The organism is Hyphococcus flavus, from assembly GCF_028748065.1.
Lineage (GTDB): Bacteria > Pseudomonadota > Alphaproteobacteria > Caulobacterales > Parvularculaceae > Hyphococcus > Hyphococcus flavus.
This window is the reverse complement of sequence record NZ_CP118166.1, coordinates 551,650-571,936: the sequence shown is the minus strand read 5'-3', so window position 1 is coordinate 571,936 and position 20,287 is coordinate 551,650. Positions and strand designations below refer to the sequence as shown.

Below are 20,287 nucleotides of genomic sequence, written 5' to 3'. Positions count from 1 at the left end.
CAAAGCGCTGCGCGCTTATGCTCGCGCCATGACAGAATGGAAACTTCATCACAAGATTTTCGTCGCCGCCGGTGCGCTCGCAGCCGGCGCGGTAATTTACGCTGGCGTCAAGGCCGATCGCATGGCGCGGATTGGCGCCGGTTATCAGGCGAAGATCGCGTGTTCTGAAATTTTTGTTGCAGGGCGCAACACGGCGAGCGTTCTTGAAAGTGAGTTCGCTGGCATGGATCCGGCGATGGAGTTGATTACCGTTAAAGTCGATGAGGATCTGAAGCGTGTCCGGGCGAGCGCGCCGCTGGGGCTTGGCGGCGCCCGCGCTTTTTATCGCGAAGGCTACGGCTGCACGCTCGCCAATGCCGGGCGCGTTGCACCACTGCCAGAACCAGTAGCGCCTATCGAACCAACAGCTTGGGAAGAAGCGCCGCCGGTGTCAGGCAAGGCAATTGAACGCATCGATTATGGCGCGCTTGACTTCGCTCTTACCAGGGCATTCGAAAATAATGAGCCGAACCATCGCAGCGTACTTGTCGTGGTGGACGGCAAGATTGTTGATGAGCGTTATGCGGACGGTTTTGATCGCGCAACGCCATTTCTTTCGTGGTCTATGGGTAAGAGCGTGACAGCAACCATGGTCGGCGCTGCTGCTATGCGCGGGCTGCTCGATATAAACGAACCCGCGCCAGTGCCAGAATGGGCTGGCGATGCTGAAAAGTCCGCCATTACATGGAATGATCTGTTGCGCATGCAAAGCGGCCTAGCGTTTGGCGAGCATTACGATCAGATACGCTCTGACGTGAACCAAATGCTGTTTGAGCGCGCCGATGCTGGCGGGTTTGCCGCGCGTTCGCCGATGGAGCATGCGCCGGGCGAGGAATGGTACTATTCAAGCGGTACGACCAATCTGATCGTGCGCACCTTGCGGCAAGTTCTGGCCGAACAGGAAATTGATTTTCACGCCTTTGCACGCGAAGCGATCCTCGACCCGATTGGCGCTACCAGTGTCGTGCTTGAACCTGATGCATCGGGTACGTTCATCGGCTCGTCATTCGTTTACGCCACAGCGCGCGACTGGGCGCGATTGGGACAGCTTTATTTGCAGGACGGCGTCTGGGAGGGCGAACGCTTGCTGCCCGAGGGCTGGGCCGATTACGTGCGCTCGCCGACGGCGGCGTCAGATGGTCAGTACGGGGCGCAATTCTGGCTGAACAATGAAGGTGCGGAACGGCCGCGCTTCTTCCCCGGCGTGCCGGAGAATATGTTTTTCTTCGCCGGTCACGAGGGGCAGTATGTCTTCATCATTCCCGACAAGCGCATGGTGATCGTCAGGACGGGCATGAGCCGGAACCTCCCGGAGGGCCAGTCAGCCATGAAAGCGGTAACGCCGTTGGTTGAAGCAATTTATGAGTCTGTGGGAATGCCCCACGGAACGGCCATGTAACGCGGGACAATTCAGGTTTGCCCGGCCTTCCCATTTGCTCAAAAAGAGCATAAATGCCCTTTATGACCGATAAACTTGCCATCGCTATCGCCCAGATCGCCCCCGTGGTCGGCGATGTAGATGGCAATGTTGAACGCATCAGAAAGGGGCGAGCGCAGGCACTGAAGCTGGGCGCCGATCTTGTCGTGTTCTGCGAGCTGGTTGTGTCAGGGTACCCGCCCGAGGATCTCGTCCAGAAACCATCCTACCAGCGCGCCTGCCGTGAAGCGGTGGAAGCGCTGGCTAAAGACACAGGCGACGGCGGCCCGGCGATGATTGTTGGGGCGCCGTGGACCCTTGATGACGATCTTTACAACGCGGTGTTCCTGCTGGCGGACGGAAAGATTGCCGCCACCCGTTACAAGGTTCGCTTGCCTAATTACGGCGTCTTTGACGAGCCGCGACGGTTTACGCCGGGGCCGGACTATCCCGAACCGACCGAATTCATGGGCGTCAAGCTCGGCCTCATGGTTTGCGAAGACATGTGGCTGCCCGGCGCGGGCGAGCATCTGGCGAATGCGGGCGCTGAACTGTTCATCGTGCCCCACGGTTCGCCATTCCGGAAAACATCGTTGCAGGAACGAGAGATGGCGGCGCGCGACCGCGTCACCACAACCGGCTTGCCATTGATGTTTGTGAACCAGCTCGCCGGGCAAGACGAAGTCGTATTTGAGGGTGCGTCTTTCGTCATGAGTTCCAGCGGCGCCGTTCAGCATCGTTGCCCGCAGTTTGCCGAGACAGTCATGCTGACAAATTGGCGGAAAGACAACAGCGGCTGGGTGTGTGCGGAAGGACCAGACACAGCTTGGGTCGGCGGCGAAGAAATGATCTATCGCGCAGTGACCATGGCCGTGCGCGATTACGTTTTGAAGAACCGCTTCAAGGGCGTTGTTATCGGTCTTTCGGGTGGCGTTGATTCCGCGCTCACCGCCGCCATCGCCGTCGATGCGCTGGGCGCTGACAAAGTCCACTGCGTGATGATGCCCTCGCGTTACACGTCAAACGAAAGCCTTGAGGATGCCGAGCAATGCGCTAATGCGCTCGGGGTTTCCTATCGCTCCATCCCGATTGAGCCAGGCGTCGCCGCGTTCGATGAAATGATGAAACCCGCCTTCGGAAACCTTGCGCCTGACACGACAGAAGAAAACATCCAGTCGCGCCTGCGCGGCGTCATCCTCATGGCGCTGTCGAACAAGTTCGGCAACATGGTTTTAACGACCGGAAACAAGTCGGAAATGTCGGTCGGTTACGCGACCCTTTATGGCGATATGAATGGCGGGTTCAATCCGCTGAAAGACATCTACAAGACGGAGGTTTTCGCCCTCTGCCGCTGGCGTAACGCAAATCACGCAAGCGATCTTAAAGGCCCGAAGGGAGAGGTGATCCCCGAACGGATCATTACCAAACCGCCTTCAGCCGAATTGCGCGAGGATCAAAGAGACGCGGACTTGCTCCCGCCCTACGAGACGCTTGACCAGATTCTTGAAATGCTGGTGGAGAAAGAAATGGCGGTTCGCGATATTGTCGCCAAGGGTTTTGACGAAGCGACCGTGCGGCGCATCGAGCACTTGCTTTATGTCGCCGAATACAAACGCCGCCAGGCGCCGCCGGGCCCGAAAGTCGCCGCCGTCAATTTCGGCCGCGACCGCCGCTATCCAATTACGAATGGCTGGCGGGATAGGTGACAGATATGGCGAAAATACTACTACCGTAATTGCGGGTTCAACCCGCAATCCAGAACAAATGTAGCTAATATTAATGGATCCCGGATGAAGTCCGGGATGATGAGAATGCCTTAGTTTCAAGCCCATTTGACCTTACTCCCCATCCCCGGTAATGGCTCGCGTCCTACTTAATTTGAGACCTTAGATGACCGTCAAAGTCCGTTTTGCGCCGTCGCCCACCGGCAAGCTCCATGTGGGGAATGTGCGCGCCGCCCTGTGGAATTGGCTCTTCGCCCGCAAATCCGGCGGGACCTTTCTGTTGCGCATCGACGACACAGACCAGGAACGCTCAACCAAGGAATATGAAGACGGCATTCGCGCCGACCTTAAATGGCTCGGCCTCGACTGGGACGAAACCGTCAGCCAGTCGTCGCGCTTTGCTGACTACGATGCCGCGCGCGACAAGCTGAAAGCCGCCGGGCTGCTCTATCCCTGTTACGAGACGTCTGAAGAGCTTGATCGCAAGCGCAAGATTCAGCGCGCCCGCGGCCTGCCGCCCGTTTACGATCGCGCAGCTCTGAAACTGACCGAAGAAGACATTGCAAAGTATGAGGCCGAGGGGCGAAAACCCCACTGGCGGTTCAAGCTGTCGCAAACGCCGGTGCAGTGGAACGATCTTATTCGCGGTGAGGTGACGGTCGATACGGCGAGTGTGTCGGACCCCGTCTTGATCCGCGAAGACGGCATGTATCTTTATACGCTGCCAAGCTGCGTCGATGACATCGATCTGAAGATCACTCACGTCATGCGCGGCGAGGATCACGTCACCAACACGGGCGTGCAGATTGAAATTTTCAAAGCCCTCGGCGGCGAACCGCCGCAATTCGCTCACCACTCGCTGCTGATCGGCGCGGACGGGCAGGGTCTTTCAAAGCGCTTGGGTTCGCTTTCGATCGAGGCCATGCGCAATGACGGGCTGGAGCCGTCAGCGATTACGAGCCTCCTCGCTAAACTCGGCACCGCCGATCCGGTTCTGCCGCAGCGGGATTTGATGGCGCTGGCCGAGTCGTTCGATTTTGACCGTGTTGGCCGTGCGCCGGCGCGTTTTGACATGGCGGAACTGGAAGCGTTGAACGCAAAGCTGCTTCACGAAACCGATTATGACGTCGTCTCCTCGCGCCTTCAAAAACTCGGTGTGACGCCGCCGCTGTGGGAGGTAGTGCGGGGCAACATCACCCGCCTCGCGGACGCTTCCGAATGGGTCAGCGTCATCGACGGCGAGGTAGAGCCGAAGATCGAGGATCAGGCGTTCGCTAACGAAGCCGCAGCGCTGGTGCCAGATAGTCTTGATACGGATAGCTGGGGCGTATTGACGAGCGCGCTGAAAGATAAAACCGGCGCCAAGGGCAAGGCGCTCTTTATGCCGTTGCGTCTGGCGTTAACGGGCCGTGAGCGCGGGCCGGAAATGGCGGCGCTTTTGCCGTTGATCGGCGCTGAAAAAGCGCGCGCCCGATTGCGCGGTGAAAAAGCCTAAGCGCGTTCGCGTATGAGGCAGGTGTCGGCAGCCTCAAAAGCTTCCTCGACTGTTGAAACAAATTTGACATCGCTCAACAGTTCGGCGTCGGCGAGCTTCATATTGACGATATGATTGAACAGCTCCTGAAGCGGGCTCCAGAATTCATTGACGTTCAAAACCACAATCGGCTTTTTGTGAAGCGCCAGCCGCGCCCACGAGAGAACCTCGATCAGTTCTTCAAGCGTGCCGATACCGCCGGGCAGGGTAAGGATCGCGTCTGATTCTTCAAACATCAGCATCTTGCGTTCGTGCATGTTTGAAACGACCTTGTGGTCGACGCCTTCGAGAATGCCTTCCAGTTCGACCAGAAAATCCGGGATGACGCCGAAAACCTGGCCGCCGGCGTCGCGCGCCGCGCCAGCGGTGGCGCCCATCAGCCCCAGCTTGCCGCCGCCATAGACGATGCGGCAGCCCCTGCGGGCTGCTTCCTTGCCGACGTTAATAGCGATTTCCTTAAAGGCGGGATCGGCGCCGGGACGGGAGCCGCAATAAACACATAAAGATTTCATAGACTTACACGTTTCTTGTTGTTGGGTGGGCATTGTACGCGGAATTTCCTAAAGGTAAACTAAATTGGAATTCGAACTGAGTTTTCAAGGAGCGCGGTATCGTGCGTGTCATCGTTATTATCCTGTTACTGATCATTCTCGGCTTTATCGGCTGGAAAGCGGCGGAACGCTTCAAGATCATTGAAAGTCCCGATGAACCAGCGGTGGTGACAGGTGATCCCGCGACCCCCGATGATGCGCAGCCCGATGCGCCAGCCGAAGCTTCGTTGCCGAGCTTTGATATCGTGCGGGTGGACCGCACCGGGTACGCCGTTATCGCCGGTCGCGCCAAGCCGCGATCGGACGTCACCATATATGCGAACGATGAAGAGCTTGCGACAACACCGGCTGAGCCCGATGGGTCATGGGTCATCGCCACGGACACGCCGCTCGATGCCGGGCCGGTTGAGCTCAGCCTTTCCATGCGCACCGAAGACGGAACGGTAATACGTTCCGAAGACACGATCCTGATTTACGTGCCGGAACGCGAAGGCGACTTGCCGCTTGTCTTGCGCACGACGCCGGGCGGCGCGACGGAGGTGTTGCAGGAACCGCGCGATGCTGCTGACGGATTGGGCCCGTTATCGCTCGATGTGATCGACTACGATGACACAGGCGCGGTGATTTTCTCGGGCCGTGCCGAACCGGGTCGCGTCGTGCAGCTATTCATCAACCGCCAGCTTCTGGGACAGACGGCGGCGAACGCCGATGGTCGTTGGACGATTGCGCCGGAAGCGCAAATCGCGCCAGGCGTTTATCAGCTCCTCGTCATTCAGCTCGATGAGGATGGCCGCCCGGCTTATGCGATTGAGCTGCCGTTCGAACGGGCAAACCCCGACAATATCGATCTTCGCGATGGCAGGGTGATTGTTCAGCCGGGCAACAGTCTCTGGCGTATTGCTCGCCGCGCATATGGTCAGGGCGCGCAATATACAATCATCTATGAAGCGAACGCCGACCAGATCCGCGATCCGGACCTGATTTATCCGGGACAGATATTCGATGTTCCTGATGAAGAGGCGGACGAGACCGAACAATAGCGGGCTATTCCGCTGCTTGCGGCGCGGCTTCGCTATCGAGAGAGCCAATCTGCTTTGGCTCCTCGAATACATGTTTCGGGAACAACCGGTTGCGAATAACCGTCGGCGCCGCGAGCATCACAGGTGTGATAATGAGCGTCAAAACAGTTGAGAACGCCAGCCCGTAAACAACAGCCGATGAAAGAAGCACCCACCAGTCTGATGTGGAAGAACCATGGGTGATGGTGCCGGCGGAAAAGTTTACATTGATCTCGAAAACCATCGGTAACAGGCCCAGAATGGTCGTCGCGGTAGTGAGCAGAACCGGGCGGATCCGCTGCGCCGCTGTTCTCACCACGGCGTCTTCGACGGAAAGGCCTTTCCTGCGCAAATACTGATAGGTGTCGATCAGAACGATGTTGTTGTTTACGACAATTCCGGCAAGCGCGACGATGCCTGTGCCAGTCATGATAATCGAGATATATTGGCCAGTGAGTGCGATCGACAACAATACGCCGAATACGGACATAATAACGGCGCTAAGCGTTAGAAAGGCGTGATAAAAGCTGTTGAACTCCAGAAGCAGGATCATGGCGATCATGAAAAGCGCTGCGATCATGGCGTTCTGGAAGAACACAGCTGCGTCCGCCGTATCTTCATCGGCGCCGCGCATGACCCAGGAGACGTCCTCACCCAGTGCGCCTGCTTCCAGCCACCCTTTCAGATGGTTGATAGCACGGTCCTGGCTGACTTCATGACCTTCCACTTGCGTGTTGCCATTGGCTTTGACTTCGATGATCCGAGCACCGTTGCGGCGGATAATTCGGTCGACCTGCGGTTCGGCGACCCGGGAAACAAAGTTCGACAGCGGCACAGCGCCTTGCGGTGTCTGCGCGCGCACTTGATCAAGGGCGAAGATATTGCGGTGTTCTTCCGGGTATCGCGCGCGAATATCAACCTCGTCATCGGCGTCCTGCGGGCGGTATTTGTCAATCAACAAACCATCAGTGACGAACTGCAGAACAGCGCCTGCCTGTTGAACCGATAGCCCGTATCGCCCAGCGAGCGCACGGTCGATGACCATTGTCCATTCTATGCCGGGCAGCGGAAGCGTGTCTTCCTGATCCATATAGGTCGGCACTTCGACACCGTCGATTTCCATGGTCGTCGTGTCCATGAATTCTCTGCTCTTTTTCGCTGCAGCGACCATGGCGTCAAAGTCAGGTGATGAGATCTCAAGTTGCGCGTCCTTGCCAACAGGCGGGCCGCCTTCGCGCTGGCGCACTTCTACGTGAACGCCCGGAATATCGCTGACGCGCGCACGCAATTGATCAACGACGTCGCGTGAATGATCACGTTCTGAATAATAAACGAGATTGAGGCCAACCTGGCCAATCGTTTCAACCGGCGTGTCATTACCGCGCCCGAGTTCGGGACCGGTCTGCAGGTAAATATGTTTGATCGCCGGATGGTCTTCGATCCGCGCCGCGACTTCTTTGACGACTTCGATATTCTGCTCAGCGGAAAGATTGCCGCGACCCATCACCAAAAGGTTGATTTGATCGTCATCGTTGCGAATGAAGAATTCGGATTCAGGTGCGGCAACGATAAATGACCCGATGCAGATGGCTGCGAGACCAACACCGCCAGCCATCACCATGAGAGGCCGGGCGACAAGAGCCTTCAGGAAACGCGAATACGCAGCAATAGGCCCTTTGAGTGTAGTGGGGTCGATTTCATCGACTTCGTATTGTTTCGCGGGACCTTCGGTCTTGCCTTTCATCTTCAGCTTTTTCTTCATCCATTCCGGGATGCCGAAAAGCGAGCCAATCACGGGAAGAAAAACCAGCGCGACGAGTAGTGAAGACAAAAGGACAAAGATGAGCGTGAGCGGCAGGTACTTCATGAACTGGCCGGGCGTGTCTTGCCAGAACAGGAATGGCGCAAACGCCGCAAGTGTGGTGGCGGTGGATGTAATGACCGGCCAGAACATGCGCTTTGACGCTTCGAGATAAGCGGCGCGGCGCGGCGCGCCTTCAGCCATACGACGATCTGCATATTCAACAATGACGATTGCGCCGTCGACCAGCATCCCTACCGCGAGGATCAGGCCGAACATCACCATCATGTTGAGCGTATAGCCAAACACCGCGAGCAGCATGAAGCCCATCAGAAAAGTTGTTGGAATGGCTATGCCGACCATCACGGCGGAACGCATGCCGAGCGCCGCGACAACAACAATCATGACCAGTAAGATTGCAGTCATAACGGAGGCGGTGAGCCCGCTCAGAGAGTCTTTCACGAATATAGACTGGTCAGAAATATATTCGTATTTGATAGTCGCCGGCCAGAATTGCGACTCTTCCTCAATAACGCGCCGCGCTTCTTCGATGGTTTCAACAATGTTGAAGTCGGCGCGTTTTGAAATCTCAACACCGATCGCCATTTGACCGTTGAAGAGAGCGTATCCCTCACGATCCTTGAAGGTGCGCCGAACATTCGCGATATCGCCGATGGTCAAAACATTCTCGCCGCTGACGCGCACTGGCGTGGCTGCCAGATCTTCAGCGTTCCGCACCAGCCCCGGCGCCTTTACGGTGAAGCGGCCGTCGTCGAGATTGACCGTGCCGGCGGTTACAAGCTGGTTGTTGGCGTTGACGGCATTGACGACTTCAAGTTCCGTCAGGCCATATGATTCCAGTACTTCCGGGTCGACAATGACTTCAAGCAGCTCCTCGCGTGCGCCAGTAAGGCGAGCTTCGAGCACGCCTGAAATGCTTTCAAGCCTGTCTTCGAGACGCTGGGCTGTCTGATAAAGGGCGCGCTCAGGCGCATCGCCGTAGATAATTGTCGTGAGGATCGGGAATTGCGTTTGCACGTTAAATTCCTGAACGACCGGTTCTTCGGCGTCAGTAGGGAATTCCGACTTTGCGCGATCGACTGCCTCACGCACGTCAAGAACGGCCTGATCAATGTCGACTTCGGTTTGAAATTCCAGAACGAACTGCGCTGCGCTGTCATAAGCGTACGCATCCATCTGCTTGAGCCCTTCAACATTTTGAAGCTCAAGTTCAGTGGGGCGGAGCAGTAATCGCTCACCGTCTTCAGGCGATATGCCCGGCAAAACGATTGTCACACCTACGAAGGGGACCGGTACGTCCGGATCCGCTTCGCGCGGAATGGTTTTGAATGCGAGGACGCCAAAGAACACCATGACCACCATGGCGGTCATGACGACGCGCGTTCGCGAAAACGCGGCGTCGATCAGCCCAGTCATGATTGCTTATCCGCTTGGCTGGCGGGAACGGAACGTACTGTTTGGCCAGCAGAAACATATTCCTGCCCGCGCACGATCACCGTAACATCCTGCTCAAGACCGCCTACCCAAACGCCCGATGCGGTTTCGCCAATAAGCCTGATAGGCGTAAAGCCAACAATGTTATCGCTGCCAACGGTTCTGACACCGATGTCGCCATTGTCATTCAGGACTAATGCAGAGCGAGGCACGCGATGCGCATTGCGTTGTTCTGCAAAGACGGTGAATTCCGCTGTGACGCCGTCGCGAAGAGCGCCGTCTTCGTTTGGAATTTCAAGCTCGACGTCGAATGTACGGGTTGCGGGATCAGCAGACTTTGCAACCAGCCGAACTGTACCTTCAATAGTTTCTCCAGTCGCAAGGCGCGCGGCGCCACGATCGCCTTTGGAAATTTTGCCGACATCTCGTTCTGAAATGGCGCCGACCACAAGAAACGGAGAGCGCTGAATGACTGTCGCGCAAGGATCGCCGACACCCATGAAATCACCGACTTCAACATGGCGTTTGTCAAAAACGCCCTCGAAAGGAGCCTTGATGTCTTTCTTTTCAAGATCGAGAGAGGCGCGCTCGACAGCGGCGGCGGCCTGGTCGCGGGTCGCTTTCGCCGCGGCAACGCTCGTTTCGGATCTAAACCCATCAGCATTCAGTTTTACAGCTGCATCATAATCAAGCTGTGCTTTTGCAAGAGCCGCTCGCGCTTCCGCTAATTGAGCGCGGCGCGCATCTACATTCAACTGACATAATACTGAGCTCTCATCGACAAGTTCGCCAAGCTCTGCAGGCGTCGCCGCCACCTTGCCGCTGGTTTCCGCACGGACGATGACTTTACGCTCTGCTTCCGTACGGCCGCGAATAATGACTTCGTCACGCCAGCTTTCCGGCGAAACGACTTCGGTCAGTACTGAAAAGATTTCTGTTTCGGCGGCTTCTGCTTCCTGCGCCGTATCGGAACCGAACAAGCCTGAAATGAGGAAGTAAAGGGCGATGAGGGCGACGAAAATGCCGGCGAGTTTGACGGACTGGGAAACTTTCATGACGGCCGGCTCGTTCCAGTATGGATAACAGGGTATTAACAGCGATCAGGTGAACAATTCCTTCACGGTTCATTATACTGGTAAGTTTACCAGCCCCCTTCAAGGATCGCGCGCCTTAATAATACCAAATTTTACAGTGTGAGGTTAAAAAAGATACACTAACAGCATTTCTGCCCGTCAGTAGTACTGATTAGGCATGAAAGCAGCCGGAGCCTTGTTCAGAACCGTGCCCAAGATATTGGTTTGTCCCAGAACGCGGCGCGCTTCCTTCAGTTCATCCACCCGCGTGTCTCCCGATGCGGCGACCAATAGGGCGCAATCAACCTTCGGTAGAAAAGCAATCGTATCGTCACAACCCAGAAGTGGCGACATATCGAAAATAACCACCCGGGAGGCAAACTTGTTCACAGCGGTGTCGATCAGCTGATCAGCCTTTGGGGATGTCAGGTGTTCGGCGCCCCGCCGACTGACGCGCTCGTTGGCGAGAAGTAGCACGTCAGGCAAGGGCGGACGCTGTGCGATCTCGTGTAACTCTTTCTTGTCTTCAAAAAAATCGAGAACCGAAGGAAAGTCTTTCATGCCGAGATAGCGCGCCACGCTGGGCCGGTAGAAATCAAGATCGATCAATGTGGCGCGGGAACCCGTCTTGGAGCCGATTGCGATGGCGAGATTGATCGCCGTCACGGTTTTACCGGCGCCAGATCCCGGCGAGACGACTGCCAGTGTCCGCCATCCATTTGCTTCCATTTTTTGCAAAACGCGCGTTCTAAGGACGCGATAGGCATTCAGCACAGGATCCTGTTCGTTGGCGATAATTCGATGCTTGCCGAAATTGTCAAAATCGCAAACCGCGGGCGGAAAGTCGTAGGCCTGAGCGCCAGCGTCCGCGCGCGCTGGCGACGCGGCCGGGGCCGGTTGCGCCGGGGGGCTCGTTTTTTCCCTTTCGTGCCGTGCTCTTGTAACGGCGTTACGAATTCGATCCATGGGTTCGCCTTATACTCGTTCTTTTAACAACAGGTCACGCAGCGGTGCGTTTTCTTTTACTTTTTCGGGATTTTTTGGATTTGCGTCCTATGAAGGGCACTCGCGGTCTGCGGTCATGCTCGCTGCTAAAATATGGAATGACTGCGATCGGTTGCCCGTCGAGGACATTCGCAATGTGATTTCGCCCGCGAAGCCGCGCTTTGACCAGTTCAACACCCATAGCCGTCGCCCCGCCAATGCCAAGCGCGGCAAAAAGAGCGGCGAAGATCAGCTTCGCGCGATCAGGGCTAGACGGTCTTTCAGGGTTCAGCGCTGGCTCGAGAATGGAAAATTTTTCTGTCTGCTGACTTTCTTCAAGATTTTCCGCCAATTGCGCGTCTTGCTGCTTGGTCAGGATATCCTGATACTCCTGAAACATATTTTCGTAATCGCGGGTTAGCGCTGCAAGACCGCGCTCAACCTCAGGTGTGCGTGCAATCCGTGTTTCGAGGTTCGTGATGTTTTCCTGCGCGTCTTCAATCTGCTTGTTCAGCATTTTAATACGGTTTTCGACAACGGCGATCCGGCCTTCAATCTGAACGCCAGCGATGTCGTCCGATCCGCGCCTTGTTTCCTGCTCAATGCGCTCGCTTAATTCCGTCCGGGCGTCGTTTACTGCCGCCTCTGCCTGGGCAAGCGCGTCAGGATCAGGCTCTTCAGTATTCTCGATATCAGCGAGCGCGTCCTCGGAATCGCTGAGTGCGCGGCGCAGCCGTCTGATTTCTTCACTTGGCGCCATCTGGCGTCTGAGCGCGGCGATTTCATCGCGTTTCGCCACGACTTCCGGGTAGGAGTCGCGATAAGTCGCGCGCAGCCGCGCAAGTTCCGATTCAAGGCGCGAAAGCTCGGCTGACATGCTGTTGTCGCCGGCGCTGCCGCTGATGAGCTGATTTTCGAGGAAGCGGCGTTCTTCTTCCAATTGGGAAATCGTCGATTGTGCAGTCGACAACTCACGCTGACGCCGTTCCAGCATATCGAGGTTCGTATTCAACTGCTCCGGCAGCGCGCCGGAGTTAGTGGTTTTATATTCGGAAATCTGATTTTCGAGTTCAGCGACCGTCCTGCGGAGACGTCCGGTTTCCTGTTCGAAAAATTCCGTCGTATTAGACGCGCCGGCCGTGCGCGAACGCACGTCTTCGTCGAGGAACAACGTCATGAACTTATTGGCGACGAGGTAGGCTTTGCGGGGATCCTGATCCGTGTAAGCGACGGTGAAGGCGATCGTGCCATCGCCTGATCCGCGGTTGGCGGTGGTGGTGATCAGGTCCACACGCAGATTGTTTCGCATTCTCTTGACCCGCTCTGTCTCAGAAAGGCCAAGCGATCGGGGAAACAGCTCATATTCATCAGCCACTTCCAGAAGCCGGTTGCGGGTCATCACGCGCTGACGGATCGTTTGAATGCGTTCCTGCGCGTAGGCGTTTATGGTGGAGCGAACAAAATCTGTGGGGATTTGCTGAGATTCAACCAGGATCGTGCCTTGCGCCGAATATTTTGCCGGCAGCAGCATCACGGTAATGACGCCGATGGGCGCAATTAGCAAAGCAGGGATCAGAAAATAGAGGAACCGCCGCTGCAGAATGATCAGCACGTCTTCAAGTGTAAACTCGTCACCCATACGCTCTTGTGTCCGTCTCAGCTTGCCTCTTGAGCCATTTGGCTCCAGCGCGTTTTTGTAATTTGCAAAAAATGCGCCGCTTTCAAGGCGTTTAACCTTTTTAAATTACCAATTTTCGACGCCCCGAATCGCTATTCATGGGGTTAACAGGCCGGATCTGATGCGCAGGCAAGCGCCGAGCATGCTAGAGGAGGCCGCGATAGGCAGTTTAGCAAGCGCTGCGGTGCAAAAATAGTGAATTTGAATGCAAAATCCGGGATTTAAGAAAAATCAGCCTTATCGCCTGGGCGTCATCATTGTAAATTACCAGACCCCGGAACTGGTCGAAACCTGCCTCTCGACCCTTGCGCCCCAGCTGGGCGCTGTGAATGGGTGTTGCGTCATTGTCGACAATGCCTCGGGGGATGGTTCTTTAGATCGGCTGACAGCATGGTGCGAAGTTTCTCCCGCTGCCGATCGTCTCATGGTCGTGTCCGCGCCTCAAAATGGCGGGTTTTCCGCCGGCAATAATATCGGTCTGAAGCATCTGAACGCCGATTTGGTGTTACTGTTGAACAGCGATGCGGCGGTTAAACCGGATGCTCTAATTGCGCTCATTAGGGCCGCTGATCACAATTCGCAGGCAAGCATATTTACTCCGTTGATCGTTGATGGGGACGGCGAGCCTCAGGTATCGCGTTTCCGTCGTCATCGACTTCTAAGTGAGTTTGTGGACGGCGCGCAGACAGGTCCGATCACTAAGGTGTTTCCGAAAGCGGAAACACCAATTTTCCCAGAAGATATCGATACCGAACCTGACTGGGTCAGTTTTTCAGCGGTAATGATCAGACGTCAGGCGATAGAAGACGCCGGCCCCATGGATGAAGGTTTTTTTCTTTATTACGAGGACTGTGACTACTGCCGCCGCCTGACAGGTAAAGGTCACCGTATCTGTTACGTTCCAGATGCTGTCTTTCAACATGATGCGGGCGGGTCGACAAAGTTGCGCGAAAGGCAGGCGAAAAGCGCGAGACTGCCTGAATATTATTACCGTTCGCGTTCACGGTATTTCAGAAAAACCTACGGGCCGCTCGGACCTATAGCAGCGAATTTATTTTGGTTTGCTGGTCGCGGCGTTGCGTTAGCCAGAGGCATAGTCGGGCGACCTGCGCCAAAGCTGAGCGCCAACCGATACGCAGATATGTGGATCGGCTGGCGCGGCGATAACAAAAGCTAGTATTCGTCTGGGTCGAATTCCTCTGTTGCCGGCACACCTGCTGGCGGTACGTATTTCGGCAATTTCGGTTGCAGGCTTCTCATATAGCCCAGAAGCCGCGCGTCAGCATCTGCAATAGTTTCGCTGCTTTGAATGGGTGTCATGATCCTGATCATCGCGCCATCAGTCCGGCGCATGTTCACCGCGTCAAAAACGAGCAGAAACTTCATAATGAACTCGTTGGCGATTTTACGCCCGCGCTGGTCGTACCAATAATACAGCAACTGCCGCTGTCCGCGATTTTCGATGATGATGCGGTTGTAGTGAAAACTTTCGCCATCCTCGAGCGTTATCGGCGCAATATCATGTTGCGTGATCTGCCAGCCTCCGCCGGGAATGCATTGGCGCGGCGAATGCCAGCTATGTCCATGACGCTGCATGTTGAGGTAAGCGATATAGAGGTTAAATAGTTCGCCGTCCGGGCTTGTCATGTTGGTGACAAGGAAATCGTCCGCGCCAAGAACTTCGATTGTTTGCGCATCTATTTCCTCGATATCGCTGCGCCATCCCGGAAATTCGTATGGAAGGCTCGCGAGATCTACCCTTTCTGGCACTTTTAAAATGTTTGAAACGCCAAAGTGCACATAGACGCCAGCCGCCGCGATGAGCGCCAGCGAGATGAAGCCATTACGAAAGAATTCAGACTTGTTCCATTCTTTCGCCGGCTTTTTTGCGGCGACATCCGGCATGACAAGCAGATCGCCAACATTTTTCCGCCCGGATATGCGCGCCAGAACGACGATAACGCCAAACAGCAAAGCCAGGCAGAAAAGAAAAACAACCCACCCTTCGAATAGGTGAATAAAACCTTCGGCGTGTTCCGTACCGAATTGCTGGACAAGAATGCCAGTGACCGCGATGCGCACGCTGTTCATCAAGATCGTGATTGGGATCGTGGCGAGAAAAACGATCGCGCGTTGCCACATTGGCGCGTTGAACAAATACGCCGCCAGGAAGCCAAGACTTAAAAACGGGAACAGATAGCGCAGCCCGCTACAGGCTTCGGCGACCTGCAATTTGTAGTCGCCAAGGTCGATAATATTGCCGGTCAGTAGCACCGGTATGCCCATCGCTTCAATCATGGCGACGCCAAGTTGAGAGGACCAGAACTGAAACTGCTGCGACAAGACTGTAATCGCCCAGTAAGGCGGCGGCACCATGAACAACATGAACCCGATTGGCAGCAGGCTGAGCCAGAACAGGCTCCAGCCGCCCAATGCAAGGACGAGTGACGAAAACAGCGTAAGCATCGCGAGCTGCTGGAAAATCATTAGCGATGTAACCGTCAGCTCCGACAGAATCAGGACGATCACTGAAATGACGACGCCTGCAAGCCCTAACAGCTCCGGCCTGCCGATGCTCGCTTCAAGCGCTTCGCGGCGCGACCACAGCATCCAGCCGGCGATTAGCGGCAGAAAATAACCGTGACTTAATTCCTGTTGTTCGCCCCAGCGTTTGAACAGATTTTCAATGCCGCCAAAAAACGCAAACAGAATGATCGCGGCAAGCGCCCCCACAACATAGACTGGTCGGATGACAAAACCCTGTCTCTTGGGCGGGGTATTTTCGGCGGGCTTGTCTGTCATAAAAGCTGAATTCTCTCTTCGAAGGGACATGCCGTTCGCTAGCGGGCGAGACATGGTTGCCGGACATTACAAAACAGCAAAATCGGCGCCGGGGATCAATCGCGGGCTTTTCAGGGGAAGTAAAGAACAGGCGAGCTGTTTGAGTGATCGATGCAATCGGCCGTTCTTCGACAAAAGAGTCGCTCGGGCGGGGCAGCTTTTTAAAACATAAGAAAAAACAATGCCTTGCTTTGCCTCGGCGTGGGTTGCTTGCTTGTTTTTCGCCTAATTTCGGCGCAAGACATGGTTAAAAACACGTTCAGGGTGAATTTGGCCTCATGTTTGCTCTTATAATTGCGCATAATGCAGCAAGACTTTGTTTATGGTGTTTTTAGTGTCGAACTGAAACGCTGCGGACAGGTCTCCAAAGCAAAACGTTGACCTGAGAGATCATGGCAGAGCCGCTTCCCGAAATTTCTGATACGAACAAATACGCCGATGCCGAGAAGCCCGAACACGGCGGCGCGGGTGTGGCTGCTTTGCGCAGGGATGATTTCGACCGCGATGTCTGGTGTCTCATGGGATTGCCAGTCGATATTTGCAATGTTGATCAGGCTGTGGCCGCTATCGATGCCGCTTCGCGGGCAAAGCGCAAACTCTCCTTCGTAACGCCGAATGTAAACTGGTTGATCCGGGCGCGCAGGTCTAGCGCGGCGCGGCAGGAAATTCTCAACGCTGATCTCAGCCTGGTCGATGGCGCCCCGCTGGTGTTGATGGCCAAACTGCTCGGCGTACCCGTCACTTCGCGCGTTGCTGGTTCGGATGTTTTCGAAGCCATACGTCGGCGTCCTCCATTTGCGGGACGCAAGACAAAGGTCTTTTTCTTCGGCGGGCGCGACGGGGCGGCAAAAGCGGCCGTCGAGCGGGTCAATAAAGAAGAGAGCGGCATAGAAGCGGTCGGATCGCTCAACCCCGGGCACGGGAATGTCGATAGCATGAGCGCCGATGATATTATTGAAACAGTCAATAAAGCGGCGCCTGATTTTGTCGTCGTCGCGCTGGGCGCTGCCAAGGGGCAAGCGTGGATCGAACGCAATCGTGAAAAATTAACTGCGCCCGTTATCGCACACCTCGGCGCGGTTGTTGATTTCACGAGCGGCGGCATCGCGCGTGCGCCGCGCTGGATGCAGCGGGCAGGGCTTGAATGGGTGTGGCGCATAAAAGAGGAGCCGGCCCTGTGGCGACGCTACTTCAAGGATGGTCTGGGGCTCATCGGACTGATGACGACAGCTATGGCGCCGCAGTTTGGCCGTGCGCGGGGCAAGGGCGGGCAGCACGCGGGCGCGAAAGCAGTGAATGAAAGTGCTGTAACGGTCGTCAAGTTGACTGGCGATCTGGTGCATGGCGGCTTGCGCCCGGTGCGGGAGGCATATCGTGCGGCGGCGGCAACGGGCCGTCCCGTCCGGTTGAATATGACGGAGGTTTCATCCTTCGACCGGGCGTTTCTGGGCCTGACGCTCATGCTGGAAAAACATCTCGGCGAACTTCCACAGGCCATCACGCTTGAGAACGCAAAGCCTGCGCAGCGGGCGATATTCAAGGCGAATGGCATGAATTATCCCGTCGCGCCGGAATGCGCGGCGGAATCGGTTAACAGCGCGACATCGCGCCAGGCGGCGGTCTGAAACATGCATTGTAAGGCGCTGGCAATAATGGCAAACGAAGCGCGCGAGTAATGAAGGGTGGAGCCATGACGGTGACGAACGGCGGTAATGGAATCAAGGCGCGGCGCGGCCGCATGGCGCGATTGCTCGCGGTATCGGCGCTGGCGCTGGCGGCGGCGTGTGCATCTCCTGAGGAGAAAGTGCAGCGCTACAGTCAGGAAGGCGCTGAGTTTCTCGAGGCCGGCGATCTGCCCAAAGCGTATATCCAGTTTCGGAACGCGCTTAAGATCAATGAGGAGCACGTCCCCTCGCTGATCGGTCTTTCGGAAATCGCGGAGCAGCGAAAAGATTATCAGGCGATGTTCCAGATGTTGCAGAACATCGTCCGGCTGGACCCAAGCCAGATCGAATCGCATGTCAAGCTTGGCAAGCTCTATCTTGTCGGCAGCGATGAAACCGCCGCCCTTGAGTCGGCAGAGAATGCGCTGGAAATTAACGCTGATGATCCAGATGCGCGGGCGCTGAAGGCTGCAGTGCTTCTCAAGATCGGCGACAATGCCGGCGCTGTAGAGATCGCCCGCGGCGTTGTTGCTTCTGATCCGGCAAACCCCGAGGCGGTAACAGTTCTTGCCACGGATAAGTTTCAAAACGGCGACAGAAACGGCGCGCTTGAAGAAATCAACAAAGCGTTGGAAGTCGATCCGCAGATTGCAGTTCTTCAATTGTTGCGCATTCAAATTCTTCAGACGCTAGGACGCAACGATGAAACGCTGGAAGCTTATGCAGGGCTGATTGAACTTTTCCCTGAAGAGCCTGCCTATCGCCGTGTCTATGCCGGGGAATTGGTAAAGCGGAACGAGATGGAACTTGCACGTGAACAGTTCCGCGCGATCGTCGACCTTGAACCGGAAAACCTCAACGCGAAACTGAACGTCGTCAGGCTGGCCAATCGTGTTCAGGGTACTGCGGCAGCCGAAGCGCAGCTTCAGGAGTTTATCGATGCAAATCCAGACAACGATGATCTCAAATTCGCCATGGTCGATTTTCTCATCGAAGAAGACGAGCCAGGCAGGGCTCGGGCGCTGCTGGACCAGCTTGCGGACGGTGACGATCAGGACGTCGCGTTAAAGGCAAAAAACAAGATTTCTGTCCTGTTACTGGGCGAGGGGGATCGCGAGAGCGCGATCGCGCTCATTGATGAAATTCTGGAAGTAGATGAGCGGAATACGGATGCGCTGATGAAGCGTGCCGCCTTGCAGATTGATGACGAAGAGTTTGACCAGGCCATTGTCAATTTGCGCACCGCGCTCGACAATAGTCCCGACGAATATGACGCCATGGTTCTTATGGCGACGGCTTTTGAAAAGCAGGAAAATTTCAGCTTTGCCCAGGCTGAGTTCGCAAAAGCTTATGAAAGCAGCGATCGTCAGGCGCGGATAGCGCAGCAGTTTTCGAGATTTCTCTTGCGCCGCCGGAATACCGAACGCGCTGAAGAAGTCCTGGTGGACTCGCTGGCGGCGCATCCAGGGCATTTGGAAAACTTGAGGTTGCTTGCGACTATCCGTTTGGCGCGACAGGACTGGCGCGGCGCGGAAGAGGTCGCCGGCATGATCGAACAGATCGAAACGCAGGATGAACTCGCCGCGAATGTAAAGTCTGCAGCCTATTTCGGGCTTGGTGATTATGATTCAGTCATTGAGACTCTAACCGCGCGGGATGAAGTTGCGCCACTTGAAAGCCGTCCACTGTCATCGCTCGTAACCGCTTATCTCAGAACGGATCGCCTGGACGAAGCACAAGCCTTGCTTGATCGTATGCTTGGCGCCGACCCCGACAACTATCAGGCACGCATCATGATGGCGCGGGTTCATGCCGCCCGTGAAGATCGCGAATCCTATGAGGCAAGCCTTGAAGAGGCGGTGTCGCGCTCACCAGAACAGCCGGAAGCGTATGAGCTGTTGTATCGCCACTATCTCGGTCAAGGACGGGTCGATGACGCTGCGGCGCTGATTGATCGCGGGATCGAAGCGGCGCCTGATAACTACGCCATGCGGGTTTTCAAAGCAGACGTCCTGCTTAATCGCGGCGAGCGGCAAGATGCGCTGGCGATTTATTCTGATCTGATTGAAGAACGTCCGCAGGATCGCATCATCGCCAATAACTTTGTCAGTCTTTCCAGCGATCTTCGGCTGGATCAGGACAGCATCGCTCGTGCGCTTGAGATCGCCAAGACTATCGAGGATCTTGAAAATCCTTTTTACCGCGACACGGTAGGTTGGGCTTACTATCGCGCAGGTGACTATGATCGTGCGGTTGAATATTTGTCCCTGGCGGTTGAAGAAATCGAGGAAAGCGCGGAGATGCGTTACCATCTCGGCGCGGCGCAGTTCGCCAGTGGCGATGAGGATGCGGCCCGCACCAACCTTGAACAGGCTTTGCGGCTCGGCGGAGCGGACTTTATTTTCAGGAATGAAGTACAAGCGCTGTTGGACAGGATGTAATCGTGTATTGGGCCGTTGTTATGACAG

General features: G+C 55.9%; 13 protein-coding genes. 7 read left to right on the top strand and 6 right to left on the bottom strand.

The window, feature by feature from the left end:
- The first annotated feature begins 28 nt into the window (after positions 1 to 28).
- From PUV54_RS02775 to gltX, 3 genes are all read left to right on the top strand, one after another.
- Positions 29 to 1,438 carry a serine hydrolase domain-containing protein gene (locus tag PUV54_RS02775; protein WP_274494004.1) on the top strand — a complete coding sequence of 470 codons (1,410 nt, stop codon included), beginning with the start codon at positions 29 to 31 and terminating at the stop codon, positions 1,436 to 1,438.
- Between the two features lie 62 nt (positions 1,439 to 1,500).
- Entirely contained in the window at positions 1,501 to 3,162 is a 1,662-nt protein-coding gene (locus tag PUV54_RS02770) for an NAD+ synthase (RefSeq protein WP_274494003.1), read from the top strand.
- A gap of 184 nt (positions 3,163 to 3,346) precedes the next feature.
- Positions 3,347 to 4,675 carry a glutamate--tRNA ligase gene (gene gltX, locus PUV54_RS02765; RefSeq protein ID WP_274494002.1) on the top strand — a complete coding sequence of 443 codons (1,329 nt, stop codon included), beginning with the start codon at positions 3,347 to 3,349 and terminating at the stop codon, positions 4,673 to 4,675.
- Here gltX and PUV54_RS02760 read toward each other — a convergent pair.
- Positions 4,672 to 5,226 carry an LOG family protein gene (locus PUV54_RS02760; RefSeq protein WP_274494001.1) on the bottom strand — a complete coding sequence of 185 codons (555 nt, stop codon included), beginning with the start codon at positions 5,224 to 5,226 and terminating at the stop codon, positions 4,672 to 4,674. The two genes, gltX and PUV54_RS02760, sit on opposite strands and share 4 nt — an antisense overlap.
- Positions 5,227 to 5,327: 101 nt before the next feature.
- On the opposite strand from PUV54_RS02760, the gene PUV54_RS02755 reads away from it, so the two are divergent.
- Positions 5,328 to 6,305, top strand: a complete 978-nt coding sequence (locus PUV54_RS02755; protein WP_274493999.1) for a LysM peptidoglycan-binding domain-containing protein — start codon at positions 5,328 to 5,330, stop codon at positions 6,303 to 6,305.
- Positions 6,306 to 6,309: 4 nt separating this feature from the next.
- Here the strand turns inward: PUV54_RS02755 and PUV54_RS02750 are convergent, their stop codons facing one another.
- From PUV54_RS02750 to PUV54_RS02735, 4 genes are all read right to left on the bottom strand, one after another.
- A complete protein-coding gene (locus PUV54_RS02750) occupies positions 6,310 to 9,561 on the bottom strand; it encodes an efflux RND transporter permease subunit (protein WP_274493998.1) in 3,252 nt (1,083 codons plus the stop codon).
- On the bottom strand, positions 9,558 to 10,634 hold the full coding sequence (locus PUV54_RS02745) for an efflux RND transporter periplasmic adaptor subunit (protein ID WP_274493997.1): 1,077 nt from the start codon (positions 10,632 to 10,634) through the stop codon (positions 9,558 to 9,560). Before PUV54_RS02745 ends, PUV54_RS02750 begins: the two co-directional genes overlap by 4 nt.
- Before the next feature lie 177 nt (positions 10,635 to 10,811).
- Complete coding sequence (locus PUV54_RS02740) at positions 10,812 to 11,618, bottom strand: CpsD/CapB family tyrosine-protein kinase (RefSeq protein ID WP_274493996.1); 807 nt, start codon at positions 11,616 to 11,618, stop codon at positions 10,812 to 10,814.
- A gap of 34 nt (positions 11,619 to 11,652) precedes the next feature.
- Positions 11,653 to 13,275: a GumC family protein gene (locus tag PUV54_RS02735; protein ID WP_274493995.1), complete on the bottom strand. Its 1,623-nt coding sequence runs from the start codon at positions 13,273 to 13,275 to the stop codon at positions 11,653 to 11,655.
- 244 nt (positions 13,276 to 13,519) lie between these two features.
- Here PUV54_RS02735 and PUV54_RS02730 point away from each other — a divergent pair, with 244 nt between their 5' ends.
- Positions 13,520 to 14,491 carry a glycosyltransferase family 2 protein gene (locus PUV54_RS02730; RefSeq protein WP_274493994.1) on the top strand — a complete coding sequence of 324 codons (972 nt, stop codon included), beginning with the start codon at positions 13,520 to 13,522 and terminating at the stop codon, positions 14,489 to 14,491.
- Here the strand turns inward: PUV54_RS02730 and xrtD are convergent.
- On the bottom strand, positions 14,488 to 16,116 hold the full coding sequence (gene xrtD, locus PUV54_RS02725; RefSeq protein WP_274493993.1) for a VPLPA-CTERM-specific exosortase XrtD: 1,629 nt from the start codon (positions 16,114 to 16,116) through the stop codon (positions 14,488 to 14,490). The genes PUV54_RS02730 and xrtD overlap by 4 nt on opposite strands.
- Before the next feature lie 431 nt (positions 16,117 to 16,547).
- Between xrtD and PUV54_RS02720 the strand changes: the two genes are divergently transcribed.
- Together PUV54_RS02720 and PUV54_RS02715 are read left to right on the top strand one after the other, a co-directional pair.
- Positions 16,548 to 17,780 carry a WecB/TagA/CpsF family glycosyltransferase gene (locus PUV54_RS02720; RefSeq protein WP_274493992.1) on the top strand — a complete coding sequence of 411 codons (1,233 nt, stop codon included), beginning with the start codon at positions 16,548 to 16,550 and terminating at the stop codon, positions 17,778 to 17,780.
- 65 nt (positions 17,781 to 17,845) lie between these two features.
- Positions 17,846 to 20,260, top strand: coding sequence for a tetratricopeptide repeat protein (locus PUV54_RS02715; protein WP_274493991.1), 2,415 nt, complete (start codon positions 17,846 to 17,848; stop codon positions 20,258 to 20,260).
- The last annotated feature ends 27 nt before the right edge of the window (positions 20,261 to 20,287 follow it).